The sequence below is a fragment of the Pseudoalteromonas sp. SWYJZ12 genome (genome assembly GCF_015864395.1).
GTDB classification, from domain to species: Bacteria; Pseudomonadota; Gammaproteobacteria; order Enterobacterales; family Alteromonadaceae; genus Pseudoalteromonas; species Pseudoalteromonas arctica.
Genome location: NZ_JADYXH010000007.1, coordinates 22080 through 42600, shown reverse-complemented (window position 1 = coordinate 42600; position 20521 = coordinate 22080). Strand labels below are relative to the sequence as shown.

The following is a 20521-nucleotide window of genomic DNA, read 5'->3' as shown; positions in this document are numbered from 1 at the left end:
CGGGGTTTAGGCTTCTCCTTCATCCTCTTTATTTTTTTCAGCCTCTTTATACCATAATGCAAAAAAGCACTCTGTTAATTTGTGCTCTATCTCAAGCGCTTTTTCTGTCGGGCAAAACAAGGTAAAGCTTGCTTTAAATTCACCTAAATCGGTTGTACCAAAGTGAATTACCGGTTCTGGGCCAGATATTTTTGCATCAAGCTTGCGCTCAATCATCGAATTATAACGGCTCGCTACTTCTTGAAACTCTTCGCAGTACAGTTTAGCTTGCTCAGTGAGTGTGTCGTGAATAGGGTACGGGTTAAAGCTCTCTCTTCGGACAATAATAAAATGATGTGTAACAAAGCGTTTTACAAAGTTTAAGTTTTTAATAGAGCTGGTAATCAGCTTATTATTAGGTATGTATATGGTTTTTCTAGAAAATTGATAAGTGTGTATATCAATTTCATGCATGGTTGTTTTAATCCAATCAGTTTCAGCTACTTCACCAAAGTAATCACCAACTTGTATCCAATCACCTACTCTAAACGGGCGAGTTGTTACGAGATAAAAAAAGCCTATTACACACTGAATAAACTCACGCGTTGCAAGTACAATCGCTACAGCAAAAGCAGCAATAGAAAGTGCAAAGTTTTGAATTTCGGTAGACCACACAAATAGCAGCGATATCATCATTACAAAATTAATAAAATGCTTAATATTATGTGCGATGTAACGAATATCTTTTTCTTTTTTTTCTGCGCGATTTTTAGCTAGCTTATCAACAAGTACTTTTAGTACAAATGCAATTGTGATCATTACAATTGAAAGAAGAAACGGATGCAGCAATATATCTTTAGTCATAATATCCAATTAAACGCGAGTTGATAAAAACAGGCTCAGTATATTGATTTATTAAACCAATTAGCAAATTTAGTGCAAAAAAAGTAACCAATAAAAATGGAGAAACGCTATTGAGTTACTTCATCAGTGCAATGTTTGTGATTTTTAGCCATTCTTTTTCGGCATATGAGTACAAGCTCAATGGCTGAAATAAAAATTAGAGTATAGCCAAGCGTTTCTATACCTTCTTCAACAATGTTTTTTACCGCACGTACATAGTCATCACCCATTACTGAATGCCAAAATGCGCCTTTGCCCATCATTCGCGAAAATGCGAGTAAAGTAACCATGCCTGATAAGCAAATTCCATAACTAGGAGTGAGGCTATAGGCTTTTAAAGCGTTAAAAATACTTCCTCTGTTTGTTATTAAATAAACAAACACGCCAGCTAAAATTGAATAGACGATACTTTGCCAAGCGCCATCAAAAAAGTATAAGTCGAGGTAGGTATCAAACTCTCTTACAAACATCATTGCCGATAACGCAGCAAGTAATACTGCCGGTATTTTGAGTTGAAAGTTAATTCGCGAAGCATAGAAAAACAAAATACAGCTTAAAAAAGTTAAAACATCTTGCATATGTTCAGTAAGAGTTTCTTCACTGTAAAGTGCATACTGTTTTAATTCAAAGCCTTCAAGTTGAATTAAATGAGCAACACCCGCTAGGCATAATAAATAAATAAAAGATCGCAGTAAAAACATAAATAACCAAGAGAAACTATAAATGCGCGAGATTCTAATTGTAAAAATGCCTTAAAGCCAAAACAAAATTTAAACTTTTAGTATTTTTATCGGTCTAATATCTTTGCTGTTAAAATAATGGCTTAGATATTTATTTAATGTTGAATGGATGTTTTTAATGTGACGTTTTAAGTGGTTTGTTGTGCAAAATATAACAAGCATTAAAAAGCCCTTACTATTTACTTAGCAAAGGCTTTTTATAATTGAGAACTTAGAGTTTAGCGCCTAGCGCATCGTTACAAATTCTTCCGAGCCTGTCGGGTGAATAGCAACAACGGCATCAAAATCAGCTTTAGTTGCGCCCATTTTCATGGCAACGGCAAAACCTTGAATCATTTCATCTACCGCAAAACCAATACCATGTAGGCCAACTACTTTTTCGTCTGGGCCGGCACATACAAGTTTCATTTTACAAGGCTGGCGATGTTTAGTTACCGCTGTGTACATAGCCGTAAAACCAGATTGGTAAATTTTAACGTTTTCTTCGCCGTACTGAGAAATAGCTTCTTGCTCAGTTAAACCAATAGTACCAATAGGTGGATGACTAAATACAACAGTAGGAACTAAGCTGTAATCCATTTTTAAATCATCTGGTAGTTCTTTATTAAATAAACGCTCAGATAAAGTACGGCCTGCTTTTACTGCTACCGGTGTAAGTTCAATACCATTTTCGATGATATCGCCAACCGCGTATACATTCTTAGCTGTTGTATTTTGATACTCATCAACTTTTACAAAACCATCGCTGTTAACTTCTACGCCGGCAGCAGCGACATTAATTGCGTCTGTTGTTGGCTGGCGGCCAATGGCCCAAATTACTTGGTCAACGTTATGAGTTTTGCCGTTATCTAAATGCAGTGTTACAGAGCCATCATCTTCTTTTACCAATTTATTTGGTACAGAGTGAGTATGTAAAGTAGGGCCTTCGGCAGCCATTACTTCAACAAGCGTATCTACAATATATGGGTCAAAACTACGAAGTGGGGCATGCTTACGTACAAATAAATGTGTCTCAGTACCTAAACCATGTAATACACCAGCAAGCTCAACGGCTATGTAGCCTGCGCCTATTACTGCAACGCGTTTAGGTTGCTCTTTTAATTCAAAAAAGCCATTTGAATCGATACCGTGTTCAGCACCTTCAATATGCGGAATGCTTGGGCGGCCGCCTACTGCAATTAATATATGATCGGCTGTGTAGTGCTCGCCGTTTACTTCAACTGTTTTATTATCTACAAATTTAGCAAAGCCTTTAATTACAGTAACGCCATTGCTAGCAAGGCCACTGTCGTAACCTTTATGAATTCGGCCAATGTAGGCTTCACGGCTTTCTACTAGTTTGCTCCAATCAAAGCCTTTTACTTCAACATTAAAGCCGTAATCTGGGGCATATAAATTAATTGCTTCAGCAACCTGAGCACCGTGCCACATTACTTTTTTAGGTACACAGCCCACGTTTACACACGTGCCGCCCATGTGTTTTGCTTCTATAAGTGCTACTTTAGCGCCACGCATTGCCGCTCTATTTGCAGAGGCAATACCACCACTGCCACCACCGATTGCAATATAATCAAAGTGTTGTGTCATTTTATGTCCTTAGGCGTTGAGTTTTATGCGCATTAGCATAACATTAAGTTTTAAAAATAAAGAGTGTTTAGGTGACCTATGTTTAGTAAAAAAACATTCGAATTTCTTGCTCAGCTTGATAAAAACAATAATAGAGACTGGTTTAACGACCATAAATCACAGTATGAGGAATACGTAAGAGAGCCCGCTTTAGATTTCATTAGGCAAATGCAAGCACCACTTGCTGATGTTTCTAGCCATTTTGTCGCATCAGATAAAAAAGTGGGCGGTAGCTTAATGAGAATCCATAAAGACGCGCGTTTTAGCAAAGATAAAACCCCGTATAAAATTAATGTAGGAATTCAATTTCGCCATTTTATGGGAAAAGACGTACACGCCCCGGGTTTTTACTTTCACTTAGCAAATGACGAATGTTTTGTAGGTGCTGGTATTTGGCGACCAGAATCAAAGGCGCTTAACGCAATTAGAACCTGCATAGATGAAAACCCAAATAGCTATAAAAAAGCAATTTATGATGAGCAATTTAAATCTATATTTGAAATGTCAGGAGAATCGCTAAAACGCCCGCCAAGAGGTTTTGAAAAAGAGCATCCCTTAATAGATGAGCTCAAGCGAAAAGACTTTATAGCCATTAGCCCACTTACTCAAAAGCAAGTATGCAGTAATAACCTAGTTGATACGGTGCTAGAACGTTATAAAGTGGCCGACTCATTAATGGGTTATTTGTGTTTTGCTCTGGAGCAACCTTATTAAAATTAAACAACTTAAAAGCGGCTGAGTTGTTTTTTTACTTTTAGACCCAATTTAAAACGTAATGCATTAACGCAAAGAGAGTATTTATGAGCAACCCATTAATTGGCCTTGAAGGCTTACCACCATTTTCAAAAATAAAGCCTGAGTACGTAGTACCAGCACTAAAAGACGGTATCGAGCTTTGTCGTAAAGCCATTGATGACGTGTTAGCTAAAGGCTCGTATACGTGGGATGACTTAGTATTACCCCTTGAAGAAGCTGACGATAAATTATCGCGCATGTTCTCCCCTGTATCGCATTTAAATTCAGTAATGAATAACGACGAATTACGCGAAGCTTACGAGCAGTGCTTACCGTTAATATCTGAATATTCAACATTTGTAGGTCAGCATCAAGGTTTATACAACGCGTATAATACGCTTTATAACAGTGACGAATTTAAAACGCTGACTACAGCACAACAAAAAACAATTACTAATGCGCTTCGTGATTTTAAATTATCGGGTATTGCTCTGGCGGCAGAGCAGCAAACACGCTACGGCGAAATTAGCGCGCGTTTATCAGAACTTGCCTCAAAATTTGGCAACAACGTAATGGATGCCACACTTGCTTGGCACAAACATATTACTGATGAGAGTGATTTAGCTGGCTTGCCAGAATCGGCTCTTGCACTTGCAGCTGATACAGCAAAAAGTAAAGAATTAGAGGGTTGGTTATTTACACTCGATTTTCCATCATATTTACCAATAATGGCTTACGCAGATAACCGCGAATTACGCAAAGAAACCTACACTGCGTTTTCTACGCGCGCATCAGATCAAGGCCCTAACGCCGGTGAGTTTGATAACTCTGATATTATGAGCGAGGAGCTTGCGCTTCGTCATGAACTTGCACAGTTACTAGGGTTTAACAGCTACGCTGAAAAGTCACTCGCGACTAAAATGGCCGAAACACCAGAACAAGTATTCTCATTTTTAGAAGACCTAGCAGCTAAATCAAAACCACAAGCAGAGCAAGAAGTGGCCGAGCTAAAAGCGTATGCTGAGCAAAAACACGGTATTTCTGAATTAGAAGCATGGGATTTTGGTTACTACAGCGAAAAGCTTAAGCAAGAAAAGTATGCAATTTCAGACGAAGTACTACGTCCTTACTTCCCAGCAAATAAAGTGCTTAGCGGCTTATTCGAAACCGTTAATTGCCTATTTGGTATTAGCGTAAAAGAAGTTACTGACTTTGATACTTATCACAAAGATGTACGCTTTTTTGAAATTGTAGATAGTAGCAATACTCTACGCGGACGTTTTTATCTCGATTTATATGCACGCGACCACAAACGTGGCGGCGCGTGGATGGATGACTGTATGGGTCGTAAAGTACGCGCTAACGGCGAACTACAAACTCCAGTGGCTTATTTAGTGTGTAACTTTAATAAGGCGGTTGGCGATAAACCGGCACTGTTTACTCATGACGAAGTAACTACTTTATTTCATGAGTTTGGTCATGGTATTCACCACATGCTTACACAAGTTGATGCCGCGCCAGTGGCTGGCATTAATGGTGTAGCGTGGGATGCGGTAGAGCTTCCTAGTCAGTTTTTAGAAAATTGGTGTTATGACGAAGAAGCCCTGAGCTTTATTTCAGGTCATTATGAAACGGGTGAGCCGTTACCTAAAGAGTTACTTGATAAATTATTAGCGGCTAAAAACTATAACTCAGGCGTACAAATGCTACGTCAAATTGAGTTTTCGTTATTCGATTTTAAAATCCATAACGATTACAAAGTGGGTGAGCAATGCCAAATTCAAGCAGTACTAAACGATGTACGTAGCCGCACATCAATCGTTAAACCGCCTGAGTTTAACCGTTTTCAAAATGGTTTTAGCCATATTTTTGCCGGTGGTTATAGTGCAGGTTACTACTCGTATAAATGGGCTGAAGTACTTTCTGCTGATGCATTTTCTAAATTTGAAGAAGAAGGTATTTTTAACGCTGAAACAGGGCAAGCCTTCATGCAAAATATTTTAGAAAAAGGCGGTAGCGAAGAGCCAATGGAATTATTTAAAAAGTTCCGTGGTCGTGAGCCTAATGTTGACGCGTTACTACGCCATAGCGGTATTGCTGTTTAAAAATTAATATTTAGCACAAACCAAATTAAAGCGCCTTAATGGCGCTTTTTTATTATTTTAAAATTATTATCTAATAATTTTTAGTAATTTCATCCTACCGTACTATGCTTTTAGCACACCTAATAAAATGGACTAAGGCATGGCAAAGTTGGTATTGGCAATTGATGACGACAAGTATGTTCATCATATAATTGAAGAGTCTTTAGCAGGGTTTTGTAAAATAATTCATGCAAAAGATGGCGATGAAGGATTAAGGCTAACCAATAAATACAACCCAGATATTATTTTACTCGATATTGAAATGCCAGGTATGTCAGGTTATGACGTATGTAAAACAATAAAGCAAAGTCAAAATACTCAGGATATTCCCGTTATGTTTCTCTCATCTAAAATAGAGCTAAGCGATCGGGTAAAAGGTTATAGCGTCGGCGCATCTGATTACATTACAAAACCTTTTAATGCAGAAGAGTTAATAGCGCGAATAAAGGTACTTTACGAATATAGGCAAAAATGCGCAAAACTAAAATTGGATATAGTAAAAGCGAATAAAACAGCTGAAATGGCAATGACAGAGTCAGGCGATATGGGACGTATAATGCGCTACGTTGGACAAAGTTATCACGCTAATAACTTTCAATCGTTGAGTGAATACTTTTTTACCTTTTTTGCTCCTTTAAATTTAGATGTTGTGGTGGTGTTTTGGTATCAAGGAAAAGGTATTTTTTACAGCCAGCAAAGTGGTGTTTGCCCGTTAGAGCAAGAGCTGCTTGAGCAACATCGAAATGCTCAACGATTTGTTGATATTGGTAGCAGCACTATCATTAATTACCCCAAAGTGTCCCTTTTGATAAAAAATATGCCAGTTGATAATGATGCTTTGTATGGGCGCTACAAAGATCTGTTCCCGCATATATTAGAAGTAACCAACGAGAAGGTTGTTACCATGGAAAGAAGCGAAAGCAGTTATGAGCAGGCAGCTCAAATAAGTACAGCCCTTCAAGATATTGTTAAGCAGTTAACTACTCAAAATGTAGAGCAAAACAAAAGTACTAAAGAGTTTATAGAGCAGCTACATGAACTTGACTGCGCTATTAAGCTACAACAAACACAAGCTAATCCTGCGGATCTCACTTTATATATATCTCAATTGGATCAAACAATGCAGTTATTTGTATCGGCTAATAGTGATTTAGCCTTTATCAAATATCAGCTTAAACAAGTTGCCGAAAGCCGCAATGAACTTATATCTAATTTACGTACTAAAGCGGAAGCCGCAAAGGTCAATACGAATCATCATAGTGATATAGAGCTATTTTAGTGCTTTAAAGTAAAGCGGTTGATATACTACAGGCGTATTTTATCGTCGGAGTTTATTGTGGTTATTCAGTGTGCTTTTAAAGAGTTACGCCCTTATTTAAATGAATTAGAAACACGCTTTGGTTTAGCCCAATGGGCGCAAAATTGCAGTGGCTTTAGCTTACATTACGATGATAAAGGGTTAAGTCTATTTAAAACCGACGAGCCTAAACTAGGTGCAATTAACGTTGATTTTGTAACCGGTGCTGCCGCCCATAGGCGTAAGTTTGGCGGTGGTAAAGGGCAAGCAATTGCCAAAGCAGTGGGTTTAAATAAAGGCGCAACGCCTGTTGTACTTGATGCTACCGCTGGTTTAGGGCGAGATGGTTTTGTACTTGCCTCGCTAGGGTGCAAAGTTATATTACATGAACGTCACCCGGTTGTAGCTGCACTTTTATACGATGGTTTAAAGCGAGCCTATAGCGATATTGAAATTGGTTTGTGGATGAAAGAAAACATGAGCCTAATATTTGGCTCAAGCCATACTTTGCTCTCTCAATGCGAAAGCATGCCTGATGTTGTTTATTTAGATCCCATGTTCCCGCATCGCGAAAAATCAGCATTAGTTAAAAAAGAAATGCGCGTATTCCAAGAGCTTGTTGGTGCAGACAACGACGCTGACGACCTACTTGATTTTGCCTATCCACTTGCCAGTAAGCGTGTTGTTGTAAAGCGCCCCGATTACGCTCCATTCTTAAACGAAAAAACTCCAAGTATGCAGATCAAAACCAAAAAGAACCGTTTTGATGTCTATGTAAAAGCGGCAATGGTTTAAGCATCAAAACAAATCGGCGTTATATCCCTAGAATTTACCCCTGTAAGAATCGTTATATTGGGTTTGATCATAGGATCTAGCCTTTTGAATCTAGGATCTTATTACATTTTCATGTTAGAATTTGCGCAATTTTTTGGCATAGCAAAGTAGCACAGTAATGATCTTAGATGATATTCGCATTGTTTTAGTTAACACGTCACATTCGGGCAATATTGGTTCGGCGGCTCGCGCCATGAAAACCATGGGTTTATCAAAACTTTATTTAGTTGATCCTGCTTGCGAAATAGACAGCCAAGCAAGTGCATTAGCTGCAGGCGCAACTGATGTTTTAGGCAATGCAGTTATTGTAGGTACCGTTGAAGAAGCTATCGCTGACTGTACATTAACGATTGGCACAAGTGCGCGTTCTCGTACGCTTTCGTGGCCAATGGTTGAACCACGTGAATGTGGTGAAAAGCTCGTTGCTGAAGCCGTAAATGGTCCTGTAGCGCTAGTATTTGGTCGTGAAAACAGTGGTTTAACTAATGAAGAATTACAGCTTTGTAATTACCATGTGTGTATTCCTGCTAATCCAGAGTACAGCTCGCTTAATTTAGCTATGGCCGTACAAACACTTAGCTACGAAACTCGCATGGCATTTTTAAATCAACAACCTAAAAAGGTTGAAGAAGACGATGCAGTTTACCCAAGCTCAAAGCAAACAGAGCTGTTTTATGATCACCTTGAAGACACGTTGTTTAAAACAGGTTTTATCATCAAGCAACACCCTGGTTTAGTTATGACTAAATTGCGCCGTTTGTTTAACCGAGCTCACCCTGAAGATGCTGAAATGAATATTTTACGCGGTATTCTCACCTCAATTAATAAGGCTATCCCTAAGTAACTTAGGTATAGCTATTAGTTATAAAAGACCTAGACTAATTAACGTGCTAATACTTGACTAAATTACTCAGGTAATTACAATGGCTGTAATACTTGACCAAAGAGGTCAAGTATTGAAAATTTGTTAACTCTACAATTTAAAAGTAAGAGTTTCTAAATCAAATTTTTATCAAGTGATAATACTTGACTAATTTACTCTGGTAATTAAAATTTGCACTCTTTTGTGCAGGGGGCGTTATGAAGTTAACATCAAAAGGCAGATATGCCGTTACAGCTATGCTGGATGTTGCACTACACACAGGTGTAGGTCCTGTAGCCCTTGCTGATATTTCACAAAGACAAGAAATTTCTTTGTCTTACCTTGAACAATTATTTGCTCGTTTACGTAAAAATGGCCTAGTAAGTTCTGTTCGTGGACCTGGTGGTGGTTATTTACTAGGGCGTGAAGCGAGCGTTATCTCTGTTGGCGATATTATTAGCGCCGTAGACGAATCGGTCGATGCAACACGTTGCCAAGGTGCCGATACCGGCTGTCAGAGTGGTATGCGTTGTTTAACACATAATTTGTGGTCAGACCTAAGCGCACGCATAGAAGAATTTTTGAATAATATTACCCTTGCTGAATTGGTGGAAAAATCAGATGTGAAAGAAATAGCATCGCGCCAAGATAACAGTATTAATAATGCAATTAAGCAGTTGGAAAACATTCAAGTAAGCTGTCAACTTTAAGGTTGACCTGCAGCGGAGAGAGAAATGAAGTTACCGATTTATTTAGATTACGCAGCGACCACGCCTGTTGACGAACGTGTTGCTAAAGAAATGATGCAATGCCTGACAATGGACGGTAAGTTTGGTAATCCTGCGTCACGCTCACACCGTTTTGGTTGGCAAGCAGAAGAAGCTGTTGACCAAGCACGTACAGATATTGCTGATTTAATTAATGCAGACCCACGTGAAATTGTTTTCACATCGGGTGCAACAGAATCAAATAACCTTGCTATTAAAGGTGCAGCACAGTTTTACAAGAAAAAAGGTAAGCACGTTATTACCGCTAAAACTGAGCATAAAGCAGTAATCGACACATGTCGTGAGCTTGAGCGCCAAGGTTTTGAAGTAACTTACATGGACGTTGAAGAAAACGGCCTACTTGATTTAAAAAAACTTGCCGACACAATGCGTGACGACACAGTACTTGTAAGCATTATGCACGTTAATAACGAGCTAGGTGTAATTCAAGATATCGCGACTATTGGCGAAATGTGTCGCGAACGTAAAATTATGTTCCACGTAGATGCAGCGCAAAGCGCGGGTAAAGTACTAATCGACGTGCAACAGCTTAAAGTTGATTTTATGTCGTTCTCTGCACATAAAGTGTATGGCCCTAAAGGTGTTGGTGCACTTTACGTTCGTCGTAAACCACGTGCTCGCCTTGAAGCGCAAATGCACGGTGGCGGACATGAACGCGGTATGCGCTCTGGTACACTAGCTACTCACCAATTAGTGGGTATGGGTACAGCGTTTAAAATTGCTAAGCAAGATTTCGAAAAAGATCACGCACACATCAGCGCCTTACGTAATCGTTTAATCGACGGCATTATGGCTGATATGGACGAAGTATACTTTAACGGCACGCAAGACCAATCAGTACCTGGCATTGTAAACATCAGCTTTAACTTTGTTGAAGGTGAGTCGTTACTTATGGCAGTAAAAGACATTGCAGTATCGTCAGGTTCAGCCTGTACATCTGCAAGCTTAGAGCCTTCTTATGTATTACGTGCACTTGGCCGTAACGACGAATTAGCACATAGCTCAATTCGTTTTAGTATTGGTCGCTTTACTACCGAAGAAGAGATTGATTACACCGTCGAATTAATGAAAAACTCTATCGGTCGCCTACGTGAGATGTCTCCACTTTGGGAGATGCATCAAGAAGGTATTGATTTAGATTCAGTTGAATGGGCTCACCACTAATAGTGTGAGCACATACCCTAGCAGGTAATGAGGATAGAATAATGGCTTATAGTGATAAAGTAATCGACCACGTAGAAAACCCACGTAACGTAGGTACTCTAGATAAGAATGATCCGTCAGTGGCAACGGGTATGGTAGGCGCACCAGCATGTGGTGACGTAATGAAATTGCAAATTAAAGTATCTGCCGAAGGCGTTATTGAAGATGCAAAATTCAAAACCTACGGTTGTGGTAGCGCAATTGCTTCATCTTCACTTGTAACAGAGTGGGTTAAAGGCAAAACGCTAGACGAAGCAGCGACAATTAAAAACACTGATATCAGTGCAGAGCTTGAATTACCACCAGTGAAAATTCACTGTTCAATTTTAGCCGAAGACGCAATTCAAGCAGCAATTGCAGACTACAAAAGCAAACAAGCGAAGTAAGAAGAGAAACTCATGGCAGTGACATTGACAGATGCGGCAGCAAACCGCGTACAATCATTTTTAGCAAACCGCGGTAAAGGTTTAGGCCTGCGCGTTGGCATTAAAACGACGGGCTGTTCAGGTCTTGCTTATGTACTTGAGTTTGTTGACGATTTAAACGAAGACGATGAAACTTTTGCGGCTAAAGGTGTCACATTAATTGTTGACGCTAAAAGCTTAGTTTACATCGATGGCACAGAGCTCGACTACACTAAAGAAGGCTTAAATGAAGGGTTTAAATTTAGAAACCCTAATCAAGCAGATGAGTGTGGTTGTGGCGAAAGCTTTACCGTTTAAGCTTAAAATATCTTTGTAGTATAAATAAGCCCTGCCAGTTAATGTAGGGCTTTGTTATTTCTGAATATTATTGGTTGAAGTTATGCGTTACTTTGAATTATTTGCAGTCCCCGTTGATTACAATATTGATTTAGCAACGGTTAACAAGCACTACTTGGAATTACAGCGTACTGTACATCCAGATCGCCACGCGAATGCGAGCAGCCGCGATAAGTTAATGGCAGTGCAAAGCGCCGCCGAAATTAACGATGCGCTACAAACATTAAAGCACCCAGTAAAACGTGCTGAATATATGCTGAGCGAGCTAGGCGTTGATATTCGTGCAGAGCAGCAAACCTTGCAAGATCCAATGTTTTTAATGCAGCAAATGGAACTTCGCGAAGAGCTTGAAGAGCTAACATCGTCGCGCGATCCTGATACTGCGATTGCAAATTTTGAAAAACAAATTAAGCAACTAAACACGCAGTACAGTGCACAGCTTGCCGAGCAACTAGCAAGTAACGATGAGCAGCAATATCAACTTGCCGCAGATAATATTCGTAAACTGAAGTTTGTTTATAAGTTACGTGACGAACTAGAGCGTATTGAAGACAGTTTATTTGACGATTAATTACTTGCTGCAAAGCGAGCAACACGAGTTTAAAGAGCATTATGGCATTATTGCAAATTGCTGAGCCGGGGCAGAGCGCGGCACCACACGAACATAAACTAGCGATTGGTATTGACCTTGGTACAACTAATTCATTGGTTGCAACAGTGCAAAGTGGCGAAGCCCGCACGTTAACTGATGATCTTGGCGCGGCTATGTTACCGTCGGTTGTTCGTTATCAAGCTGGCGGTATTACTGTTGGCGCAGAAGCTGCAAAAGCAGCAACGCAAGACCCTGCCAACACGCTTATTTCGGTTAAGCGTTTTTTAGGTAAAACTCAGGCTGAAATAGAGCAAAGTTATGGCCAGCTACCGTATGAATTTTGTGAGCACAATGGTGCACTAGCAATAGAAACTGCGGCAGGTAAAATCAGTCCAATTAAAGCATCAAGCCATATTTTAGCTGCATTAAAAGCACGAGCTGAGCAAAGTTTTGGTAATCAAGAGATTTTAGGTGCTGTAATCACAGTACCAGCGTACTTTGATGACGCACAGCGCCAAAGTACTAAAGATGCCGCAGAACTTGCTGGTATTAACGTACTACGTTTATTAAATGAGCCAACAGCAGCAGCCGTTGCTTATGGTTTAGATTCTGGCCAAGAAGGTATTATTGCTGTTTACGATTTAGGCGGTGGTACATTTGATATATCAGTACTTAGATTACACCAAGGTGTGTTTGAAGTAATGGCAACTGGCGGCGACTCAAGCCTCGGCGGCGATGACTTTGACTCACTACTTGTTGATTACTTTAAGCAGCAAACTGGTGTGTCAGCGTTGTCACCTTCGGTTTTACGTTTATTCATCAATAAAGCAAAAGCGTGTAAAGAAGCATTAAGCCAATACGCTAAAGTAAACGTGGGTCTTGAGTTTGACGATCAAAAATACACAGTAGAAGTAACACGCGAAACGTTTGACGAAATGGCTATGCCTCTCGTTAAAAAAACACTGCGTTCGTGTCGTCGTGCTGTAAAAGATGCTGGCATAGAAAACGACGAAGTACTGCAAGTTATTATGGTAGGCGGTTCAACCCGTATGCCACTGGTACGTAGCCAAGTACAAAGCTTTTTTGATAAAGAGCCGCTAACTTCAATCGACCCAGATCGTGTTGTCGCTTTAGGTGCCGCACTTCAAGCCGACGTATTAATTGGCAATAAGCCCGATTCTGACATGCTATTGCTTGATGTATTACCGTTATCGCTAGGCCTTGAAACGATGGGTGGTTTGGTTGAAAAAATCATTCCGCGCAATACGACGATTCCGGTAGCACGCGCGCAAGAATTTACGACGTTTAAAGACGGCCAAACAGCTATGTCATTACATGTGCTGCAAGGCGAGCGTGAGCTTGTTGATGATTGTCGTTCGCTTGCTAAGTTTAGCTTAAAAGGTATTCCACCAATGGCGGCAGGCGCTGCGCATATTCGTGTAACCTTTAAAGTTGATGCTGATGGCCTATTAAGTGTTTCAGCTATGGAAAAATCAACAGGTGTACAAGCTGAGATTCAGGTTAAGCCTTCGTTTGGTTTATCTGACGACCAAGTAGCTAACATGCTAAAAGAGTCAATGAGCAACGCTAAAGGCGACATGCAAGCACGTATGCTTAAAGAGCAACAAGTAGAAGCGTTACGCGTAATAGAAGCGCTTAATGCATCACTTGCAGCCGATGCTGCATTACTTGACGATATGCAACTTGCTAACTTACGCGCTGAAATTGCAGAACTGGTAAAAGTGCGCGAAAATGCACAAGAGCCTGGCGAAATTAAAGCAGCTATCGAAAAAGTCGATAATGCGAGTAGCGACTTTGCATCGCGTAGAATGGATGCATCAATTAAAAAGGCCCTTACAGGGCAGTCAGTAGACAACATTTAAGAGAGATTAGAATGCCACAAATTGTTTTTCTTCCACATCCTGAATTATGTCCTGACGGCGCTGCAATTGAAGCTCCTACAGGCCAAACGGTACTCGACGCTGCACTTAAAAATGGTATTAGCATTGCGCATGCCTGCGAAAAGTCGTGTGCATGTACTACGTGTCATTTAGTGATTCGTGAGGGATTTGATTCACTACAAGAGAGTGATGAGCTAGAAGATGACATGCTAGATAAAGCATGGGGTTTAGAGCCTGAGTCACGCCTTGGTTGCCAAGCAATTATAAGAGATGAAGACTTAGTGGTTGAAATACCTAAGTACAATCTCAATATCGTTAATGAAGAGCACTAGTTTTTAACGATGTATATATTAAAAGCCGCTGTTTGATACAGCGGCTTTTTTGTTTCAAAAAAGCATTTATAAACACATAGCAGCGACTTTATGTCGCGTTTTTAAATCTCAAACGTTTTAAGTTAAATTTTTCTAATCTCAAACTTGAACATCAAAATGATCACGTATTTTTCAGATTATATAAACGCGGGGTAAACCCGCTGCTACGAGTTCAACCCAATCCCTAAAATCTATTTCGGAGGTTTATTTTGAGTAATCTTATTTTCTCAGACTCATTTATTAACGGCGAATTTTATAAAACTGATACGCACTTTAGCGTTAACGATCCCGCGACCGAAAAAAGTATTGTTGATGTAAGCGATATTGACGAGCAGGGTGTAAATAGCGCAATAGCTGCAGCTCAAGGGGCTTTTGTTAAATTAAAAGCGACGAATGCCACCGAGCGAAGCGAAACGCTGATGCGCTGGTATGAGCTAGTTATAAAACACAAACAAACACTTGCAGAGCTTATGACCAAAGAGCAAGGCAAGCCGCTCAAAGAATCGCTTGGCGAAATTAACTACGGTGCAGGTTTTATCAAATGGTTTGCAGAAGAAGCCAAACGTAGTTACGGAGATGTAATTCCGCCAACAGATGACTCGCATCGTTTAACTAGCTTTAAGCAGCCTGTAGGTGTTGTAGCTGGTATTACGCCGTGGAACTTCCCTGTTGCTATGGTTACTCGTAAAGTAGCTCCAGCTTACGCTGCGGGCTGTAGCTTTATACTTAAACCTTCTGAACATACGCCATTATGCGCTATCGCACTTGCTTATCTGGCCGATCAAGCTGGTTTTGTTAAAGGTGCATTTAATGTACTGGTTTCACAAGATGCCAAAACAGTAGGTAAAATGCTGACTGACTCAGAAGTCGTGCGTAAGTTTACATTTACCGGCTCTACCGGTGTAGGTAAGCAGTTGCTATCTCAATGTGCAGACACAATTAAACGCACCTCGATGGAGCTTGGCGGCAATGCGCCTTTTATCATTTTTGATAATGCAGATTTAGATGAAGCTGTAGAAGGGCTAATGGCGGCTAAATTTAGAAATAGTGGGCAGGCATGTGTTGCTGCAAACCGTATCTTTATACAGCGTAATATTCTCGACAAAGTACTGTCAAAAATCACGCCTAAGGTTGCAGCGTTAAAAGTGGCAAATGGTTTTGAAGACGATGTTGATATTGGTCCGCTTATTTACCCTAAAGCCAAAGAGAAAGTACAACAGTTAGTACAAGACGCACTCGATAAAGGTGCGACGTTGATTGGCGATAATAGTGACTTAGGTGGCAGCTTTCAAAACCCATTAATAGTAAACAACGTAACTACTGACATGGATATTTACCACGAAGAAGTATTTGGTCCAGTATTAACGGTTATTCCTTTTGATGAAGAAAGTGAAGTGCTTGCACTTGCTAACGATGTACCATTTGGTCTAGCAGCCTATTTTTATAGCCAAAATATTAAGCAAATTTACCGAATTAGTGAAGGGCTTGAATTTGGTATGGTAGGTGTAAATGAAGGTGTTATATCAAACCCAGTAGCGCCTTTCGGTGGCGTTAAACAATCTGGTTTGGGCCGAGAAGGTGGGCATCAAGGGCTGGATGAGTACCTAGAAGAAAAATACGTGTGTATTAAAATATAACGGCAGTTAAGTATACGAGCGCGAATTTACTTCGCGCTTTTTTATGACGTTAATATGGCAGATATATGAACTTTACCTTTTACTGTTGCTACCCAAAGCGCTAAATGCTACCTTTGGGAACATATTTTTTGTTAATAAAACAACATAAAAAAACAAATAAAAAGTAAAAGGATTTCTATAAGTAGAAATAACCCCGTGTGTAAATGCCACCGTAAGGTGGCATTTTTTTGTTTGGATAGGTATAGGCTGTAATAAGCGCATTTTGAATAAAGGCATGGCTTATAGGTGCTAACTTATAGGTGTGTAACCGGGTAAGTTATCAAAATCTACCTCATCTAGCTGCTCTGGGTTAGCATATTCATTGATATAATTTTTATAGACTTGCGACTCAATAAAAATAGCAAAAATGTCAGCATCAAGATGGTTTTTAGCAACCATTGACCCTAAAATAAATAAACACTCACTGACCGGTTTTGCTTTTTTGTAGGGCCTGTCTACTGCAGATAGCGCTTCAAAAATATCCGTAATAGCCATTAACCTTGCAGGCACCGACATTTGCTCTTTGGTTAAACCTCTTGGGTAACCAGTACCGTCAAGTTTTTCATGATGACCTAAAGCATATTCAGTCACATTGCTTAAGTGTTTAGGGAACGGCAGGGCATCTAAAATATTTTTAGTTACATCCATATGACGTTTCATTACTTCACGTTCGGCTTCGGTTAACGTGCCTCTTCGTATTGTTAAGTTTTCAACTTCATCAGCTGAGAGCAATGGTGTATTAATATCATTTATAACGAGTTGGTATTTGTTTGCAATGCGTTCAATGTGCTCAAGTTCTGCATCACCTAAAAACTCGCCCCCTACATTCACACGCTGTAATAATGCACGGTCTAATGCCAACTGTTTAAGCTCGGTATCAAGTAGGCGTTCAAATTGTTGAACTTCGATAGGTTTTTGCAGCTTCATCGCACAGATGATTTTTTGCTGATACGCTATTTTTAAATCTCGGCTAATTATTTCAAATTTAGCATCTACATATTTTATTCGATCAAAAATAGTTTCTAGTTTTGTCGACTTTTCCATAATGTGATCGGGAGTCGCGATTTTCCCACAGTCATGTAACCAGCCTGCTATATCAAGTTCATGCCGGTCGGCCTCACTCATCGAAAATGAAGCCAAAGGGCCTTTATTTATATCATGTACGGCATCAGCTAGCATTAACGTGAGTGCTGGCACTCGTTTACAATGGCCACCGGTATGAGGAGACTTTTCATCTATTGCCATCGCAATTGTTTCAGCAAAGGTCGAAAAAAGATCTTCCATTCCCTTAATTAGTGTTGAGTTAGTTAGTGAAATAGCGCCTAAAGAGGCAAAAGATCGAATTAGAGTGACAAGCTCTTCACTAAAAGGGATATTTTTATTTTGCGCATCTTTTACATTTATAAGCTGGATTACACCAATAATGTCATCTTCGTGATCTTTTAAAGGAATTGTTAGCATGGACTCAGAACGATAACCTGTGCGTGCATCCATTTTGCGAGCTGCGCTCATATCAAAGGGCAGGGCATCATACACGTCAGGAATGTTAATCACTTCGCCAGAATTTGCAGAGTGGGCAACAATAGCTGTTTCGTTTGGTTTGCCATCAATAAAAAGATCTATATTAGGAAAATCTACAGGGCTCCCTAAAGTGCCACCTAAATAAAGATTTAATGACTTATTTATTACCGTTTCAAACTTGAGTTGTTTGTTTGGGGTAATAGAGTAAATGCTGCCAGCATCAGAATTTGCTATCGACATCACAACTTGCAGTATTTCATCAAGTAACTTAGACGAGTTTTTTTCTGTTGTTAGCCTAATACTAATATCGATAAAATGCTGAAGGTTTGTTTTGTCTTTAATGTGCTGTCGCATATGTTTACTACTTTTTAGTATGTTTGAAGGCACCATTCCAATCCTTAGCTAGTGTTTGCAAATCAGTGCCCTTAATACGTTCGATAAAAATGGTATAAACGTCAGAGCTAAATACGGTCGTGCTGTGTAGTTCTTTAAATAAGCTAAGCGCTTGTGGCCAGTTTTTATTATAAAAAAGCGTCATGGCCTGCTGTGATTTTTTAACTTCATTTAACTGTTCTTCATCGAGCTTATCTGTAAAGTTTATAGGTTCAAACAACTGTACAGCGGCTGTTTTTCCGACAACTTGCACTTTATCTATTAAACGAAATGCAATATGAGGGCATTCCTTCATCGTTTCTTCTGTAACAAGAATAGCTACGCCATAAAACTTGGTCAAGCTTTCTACTCTAGCACCTAAATTAACAGTATCACCAAGAACTGTATAGGCTTTACGGTAAACCGAACCCATATCACCTACATTCATGTCGCCAGTACTTAAACCGATACCTATTTTTATTGCAGGCTGATTGTTTTCTGCAAATAACTGATTTACTTGCGTTAACCCGTTAATCATACCCATTGCGGCTTCAACACCATGGCGAGCGTGGTTTTCATCTTTTAGTGGGGCATTCCAAAATGCCATCACCATATCGCCTACGTACTTATCAATAGTCCCGTTATGATCAAATATGATTTTGGTAATAGCCGTAAGATATTCGTTTAAATATTCACTTAACTGATGAGGCGACATACTTTCTGATACTGAAGTGAAACTACGAATGTCGGCAAACAACACCGTCATATTTTTTCGCTCACTTTTTTGAGATAAACTTTTACCCTGTAGTATCATCTGGTTTATACGCTCAGGAGGCATATATTGGTCAAACATAGATTTTATTTTTCGGCTATGCTTCATTTCAGCGATAGAACCAACAATGATGTAATAACCCGCTAATATAATGATGAGTAAAAGAGGCATTAATAAAGGTAAACTAATTTTTTGCACTGACCATAAATAAACGTTTAAAAATATAACGACACTTGTAACTGTAAGAGACAAAACAATAATAAAACGTGCGCTCTTACCGTGGCTAAAAAACGACAGTACGCTACCCGTTAATGCAATGATGAGTAAGCTTGCTCCCAGTGACCAATTAGGTTTAGATGGCAGTAGCTCTGGGTGCATTAATCCTTCAAATATATTGGCATGAACCTCCACACCGGGATACTGTAAACCAACAGGTGTTGATCTTAAATCAGCGAGTCCAATTGCCGATGTGCCAATAAAGGCTACAGTGCCTTCTAATTCCTCTAAACCAATTTTTTTGGTCAAAATATCGGTAGCCGAATAATAAGGGAAGCTATGTGCACGCCCTTTGTAAGGAATTAATATTTGCCCATATTCATCAGTTTGAATCCACTTATCTTGAAACTTTATACCTTCGAATAAGGTTATACCATCTAATATATTGGAACGGGTTTCTATGTTTTCAGCAAGGGTATAAAGTCGAGCAACTTCAAGTGCTAAAGAAGGGTAGAGCTTATTGCCAACTCGATTTATAAGAGCTGCTTTACGTATAAAACCATCTTCATCGCTATGTGCATTGATAAAACCGGTACCCGTTGTAGCATTTTGTAACTGTGGAATATTTACAATAGCACCAGGAAACTGGTTTATTTGTGAATTAGTATGATCCGCATTTGCCCACACAACACTGCTTTTAGCTGGCAGGTTTTGATTAGTGAGTTGTTCATCAATTAATAAAAAACCAAGAACAGTATCATTTTTAGATAATGCGCTTGCTAGTTTTGTGTCTGCATCGACTTGTTTAGTAATTTCAGCAAAGGGGATGGTGTACTTTTTTGATAAATCAGGAATTTCAGACATAATTTTTGTAACAGGGTTTTCTTCCTGTTCAGAAAAAAATATATCGAATGCAATAACAATAACACCTGCATCAGTAAGCTTTGTAACAAGGTCAGCTACTTTTGAGCGACTCCAAGGAAAGCGTCCTTGTTCTTGCATGCTCTTTTCATCGATATCAATTATTACAACGGTTTCATCAATACGCCTAGGCGTCTCTGAAAGTGTTAGTAACAACCGAGAGTCGTATATTATACCTTCTACGCGGTTCACTAACTTTGCAAGCGACCCAGTTGAAAATAGCTCTATTGATGCAATTAATAATGTAATAACAGCGCCAATGAAAAAGTGCTTTGAAGTAATTGGTTTTAAGGAGCTAATGAGTAAC

General features: G+C 39.5%; 18 protein-coding genes. 13 read left to right on the top strand and 5 right to left on the bottom strand.

Annotated elements, in window-relative coordinates; translation table 11 throughout:
- Nucleotides 1–6: 6 nt before the first annotated feature.
- The 3 genes from I6F42_RS10480 to gorA all read right to left on the bottom strand — a co-directional run bounded on the left by I6F42_RS10480 (nucleotide 7) and on the right by gorA (nucleotide 3209).
- The gene (locus I6F42_RS10480) at nucleotides 7–843 is read right to left on the bottom strand and encodes a mechanosensitive ion channel family protein (protein WP_024594472.1); all 837 of its coding nucleotides are present in this window, start codon (nucleotides 841–843) and stop codon (nucleotides 7–9) included.
- Between the two features lie 107 nt (nucleotides 844–950).
- Nucleotides 951–1583, bottom strand: a complete 633-nt coding sequence (locus I6F42_RS10475; protein ID WP_197152080.1) for a hypothetical protein — start codon at nucleotides 1581–1583, stop codon at nucleotides 951–953.
- A 264-nt stretch (nucleotides 1584–1847) separates the two neighbouring features.
- Nucleotides 1848–3209 carry a glutathione-disulfide reductase gene (gene gorA, locus I6F42_RS10470; RefSeq protein WP_024594474.1) on the bottom strand — a complete coding sequence of 454 codons (1362 nt, stop codon included), beginning with the start codon at nucleotides 3207–3209 and terminating at the stop codon, nucleotides 1848–1850.
- Nucleotides 3210–3287: 78 nt separating this feature from the next.
- Here gorA and I6F42_RS10465 point away from each other — a divergent pair, with 78 nt between their 5' ends.
- The 13 genes from I6F42_RS10465 to I6F42_RS10405 all read left to right on the top strand — a co-directional run bounded on the left by I6F42_RS10465 (nucleotide 3288) and on the right by I6F42_RS10405 (nucleotide 16373).
- Complete coding sequence (locus tag I6F42_RS10465) at nucleotides 3288–3962, top strand: DUF2461 domain-containing protein (protein ID WP_197152078.1); 675 nt, start codon at nucleotides 3288–3290, stop codon at nucleotides 3960–3962.
- An 86-nt stretch (nucleotides 3963–4048) separates the two neighbouring features.
- Complete coding sequence (gene prlC, locus I6F42_RS10460; protein ID WP_197152076.1) at nucleotides 4049–6088, top strand: oligopeptidase A; 2040 nt, start codon at nucleotides 4049–4051, stop codon at nucleotides 6086–6088.
- 139 nt (nucleotides 6089–6227) lie between these two features.
- The gene (locus I6F42_RS10455; protein ID WP_007586368.1) at nucleotides 6228–7406 is read left to right on the top strand and encodes a response regulator transcription factor; all 1179 of its coding nucleotides are present in this window, start codon (nucleotides 6228–6230) and stop codon (nucleotides 7404–7406) included.
- Between the two features lie 57 nt (nucleotides 7407–7463).
- Nucleotides 7464–8219: a class I SAM-dependent methyltransferase gene (locus tag I6F42_RS10450; RefSeq protein ID WP_010554084.1), complete on the top strand. Its 756-nt coding sequence runs from the start codon at nucleotides 7464–7466 to the stop codon at nucleotides 8217–8219.
- Nucleotides 8220–8376: 157 nt separating this feature from the next.
- Nucleotides 8377–9102 (top strand): tRNA (cytosine(32)/uridine(32)-2'-O)-methyltransferase TrmJ, encoded by a 726-nt coding sequence (trmJ, locus tag I6F42_RS10445; RefSeq protein WP_024589846.1) that lies wholly within the window; start codon nucleotides 8377–8379, stop codon nucleotides 9100–9102.
- 236 nt (nucleotides 9103–9338) lie between these two features.
- Nucleotides 9339–9830: a Fe-S cluster assembly transcriptional regulator IscR gene (gene iscR, locus I6F42_RS10440; protein WP_007586371.1), complete on the top strand. Its 492-nt coding sequence runs from the start codon at nucleotides 9339–9341 to the stop codon at nucleotides 9828–9830.
- A 24-nt stretch (nucleotides 9831–9854) separates the two neighbouring features.
- Nucleotides 9855–11072, top strand: a complete 1218-nt coding sequence (locus I6F42_RS10435; RefSeq protein ID WP_197152073.1) for an IscS subfamily cysteine desulfurase — start codon at nucleotides 9855–9857, stop codon at nucleotides 11070–11072.
- A gap of 41 nt (nucleotides 11073–11113) precedes the next feature.
- The gene (gene iscU, locus I6F42_RS10430; RefSeq protein WP_007377675.1) at nucleotides 11114–11497 is read left to right on the top strand and encodes a Fe-S cluster assembly scaffold IscU; all 384 of its coding nucleotides are present in this window, start codon (nucleotides 11114–11116) and stop codon (nucleotides 11495–11497) included.
- Between the two features lie 12 nt (nucleotides 11498–11509).
- Nucleotides 11510–11833 carry an iron-sulfur cluster assembly protein IscA gene (gene iscA, locus I6F42_RS10425; RefSeq protein ID WP_007377674.1) on the top strand — a complete coding sequence of 108 codons (324 nt, stop codon included), beginning with the start codon at nucleotides 11510–11512 and terminating at the stop codon, nucleotides 11831–11833.
- Between the two features lie 82 nt (nucleotides 11834–11915).
- Nucleotides 11916–12443 carry a co-chaperone HscB gene (gene hscB / locus I6F42_RS10420; RefSeq protein ID WP_007586374.1) on the top strand — a complete coding sequence of 176 codons (528 nt, stop codon included), beginning with the start codon at nucleotides 11916–11918 and terminating at the stop codon, nucleotides 12441–12443.
- Nucleotides 12444–12484: 41 nt separating this feature from the next.
- Entirely contained in the window at nucleotides 12485–14347 is a 1863-nt protein-coding gene (gene hscA / locus I6F42_RS10415) for a Fe-S protein assembly chaperone HscA (protein WP_165741392.1), read from the top strand.
- Between the two features lie 11 nt (nucleotides 14348–14358).
- Nucleotides 14359–14697 carry an ISC system 2Fe-2S type ferredoxin gene (fdx, locus tag I6F42_RS10410; RefSeq protein WP_007586379.1) on the top strand — a complete coding sequence of 113 codons (339 nt, stop codon included), beginning with the start codon at nucleotides 14359–14361 and terminating at the stop codon, nucleotides 14695–14697.
- A gap of 248 nt (nucleotides 14698–14945) precedes the next feature.
- On the top strand, nucleotides 14946–16373 hold the full coding sequence (locus I6F42_RS10405) for an NAD-dependent succinate-semialdehyde dehydrogenase (RefSeq protein WP_197152071.1): 1428 nt from the start codon (nucleotides 14946–14948) through the stop codon (nucleotides 16371–16373).
- Between the two features lie 288 nt (nucleotides 16374–16661).
- Here I6F42_RS10405 and I6F42_RS10400 read toward each other — a convergent pair whose 3' ends face one another.
- Nucleotides 16662–18323 (bottom strand): HD domain-containing phosphohydrolase, encoded by a 1662-nt coding sequence (locus tag I6F42_RS10400; protein ID WP_007586383.1) that lies wholly within the window; start codon nucleotides 18321–18323, stop codon nucleotides 16662–16664.
- A complete protein-coding gene (locus tag I6F42_RS20345) occupies nucleotides 18295–20406 on the bottom strand; it encodes an adenylate/guanylate cyclase domain-containing protein (protein ID WP_308807877.1) in 2112 nt (703 codons plus the stop codon). The genes I6F42_RS10400 and I6F42_RS20345 overlap by 29 nt, the downstream gene beginning before the upstream one ends.
- Nucleotides 20407–20521 lie beyond the last annotated feature (115 nt).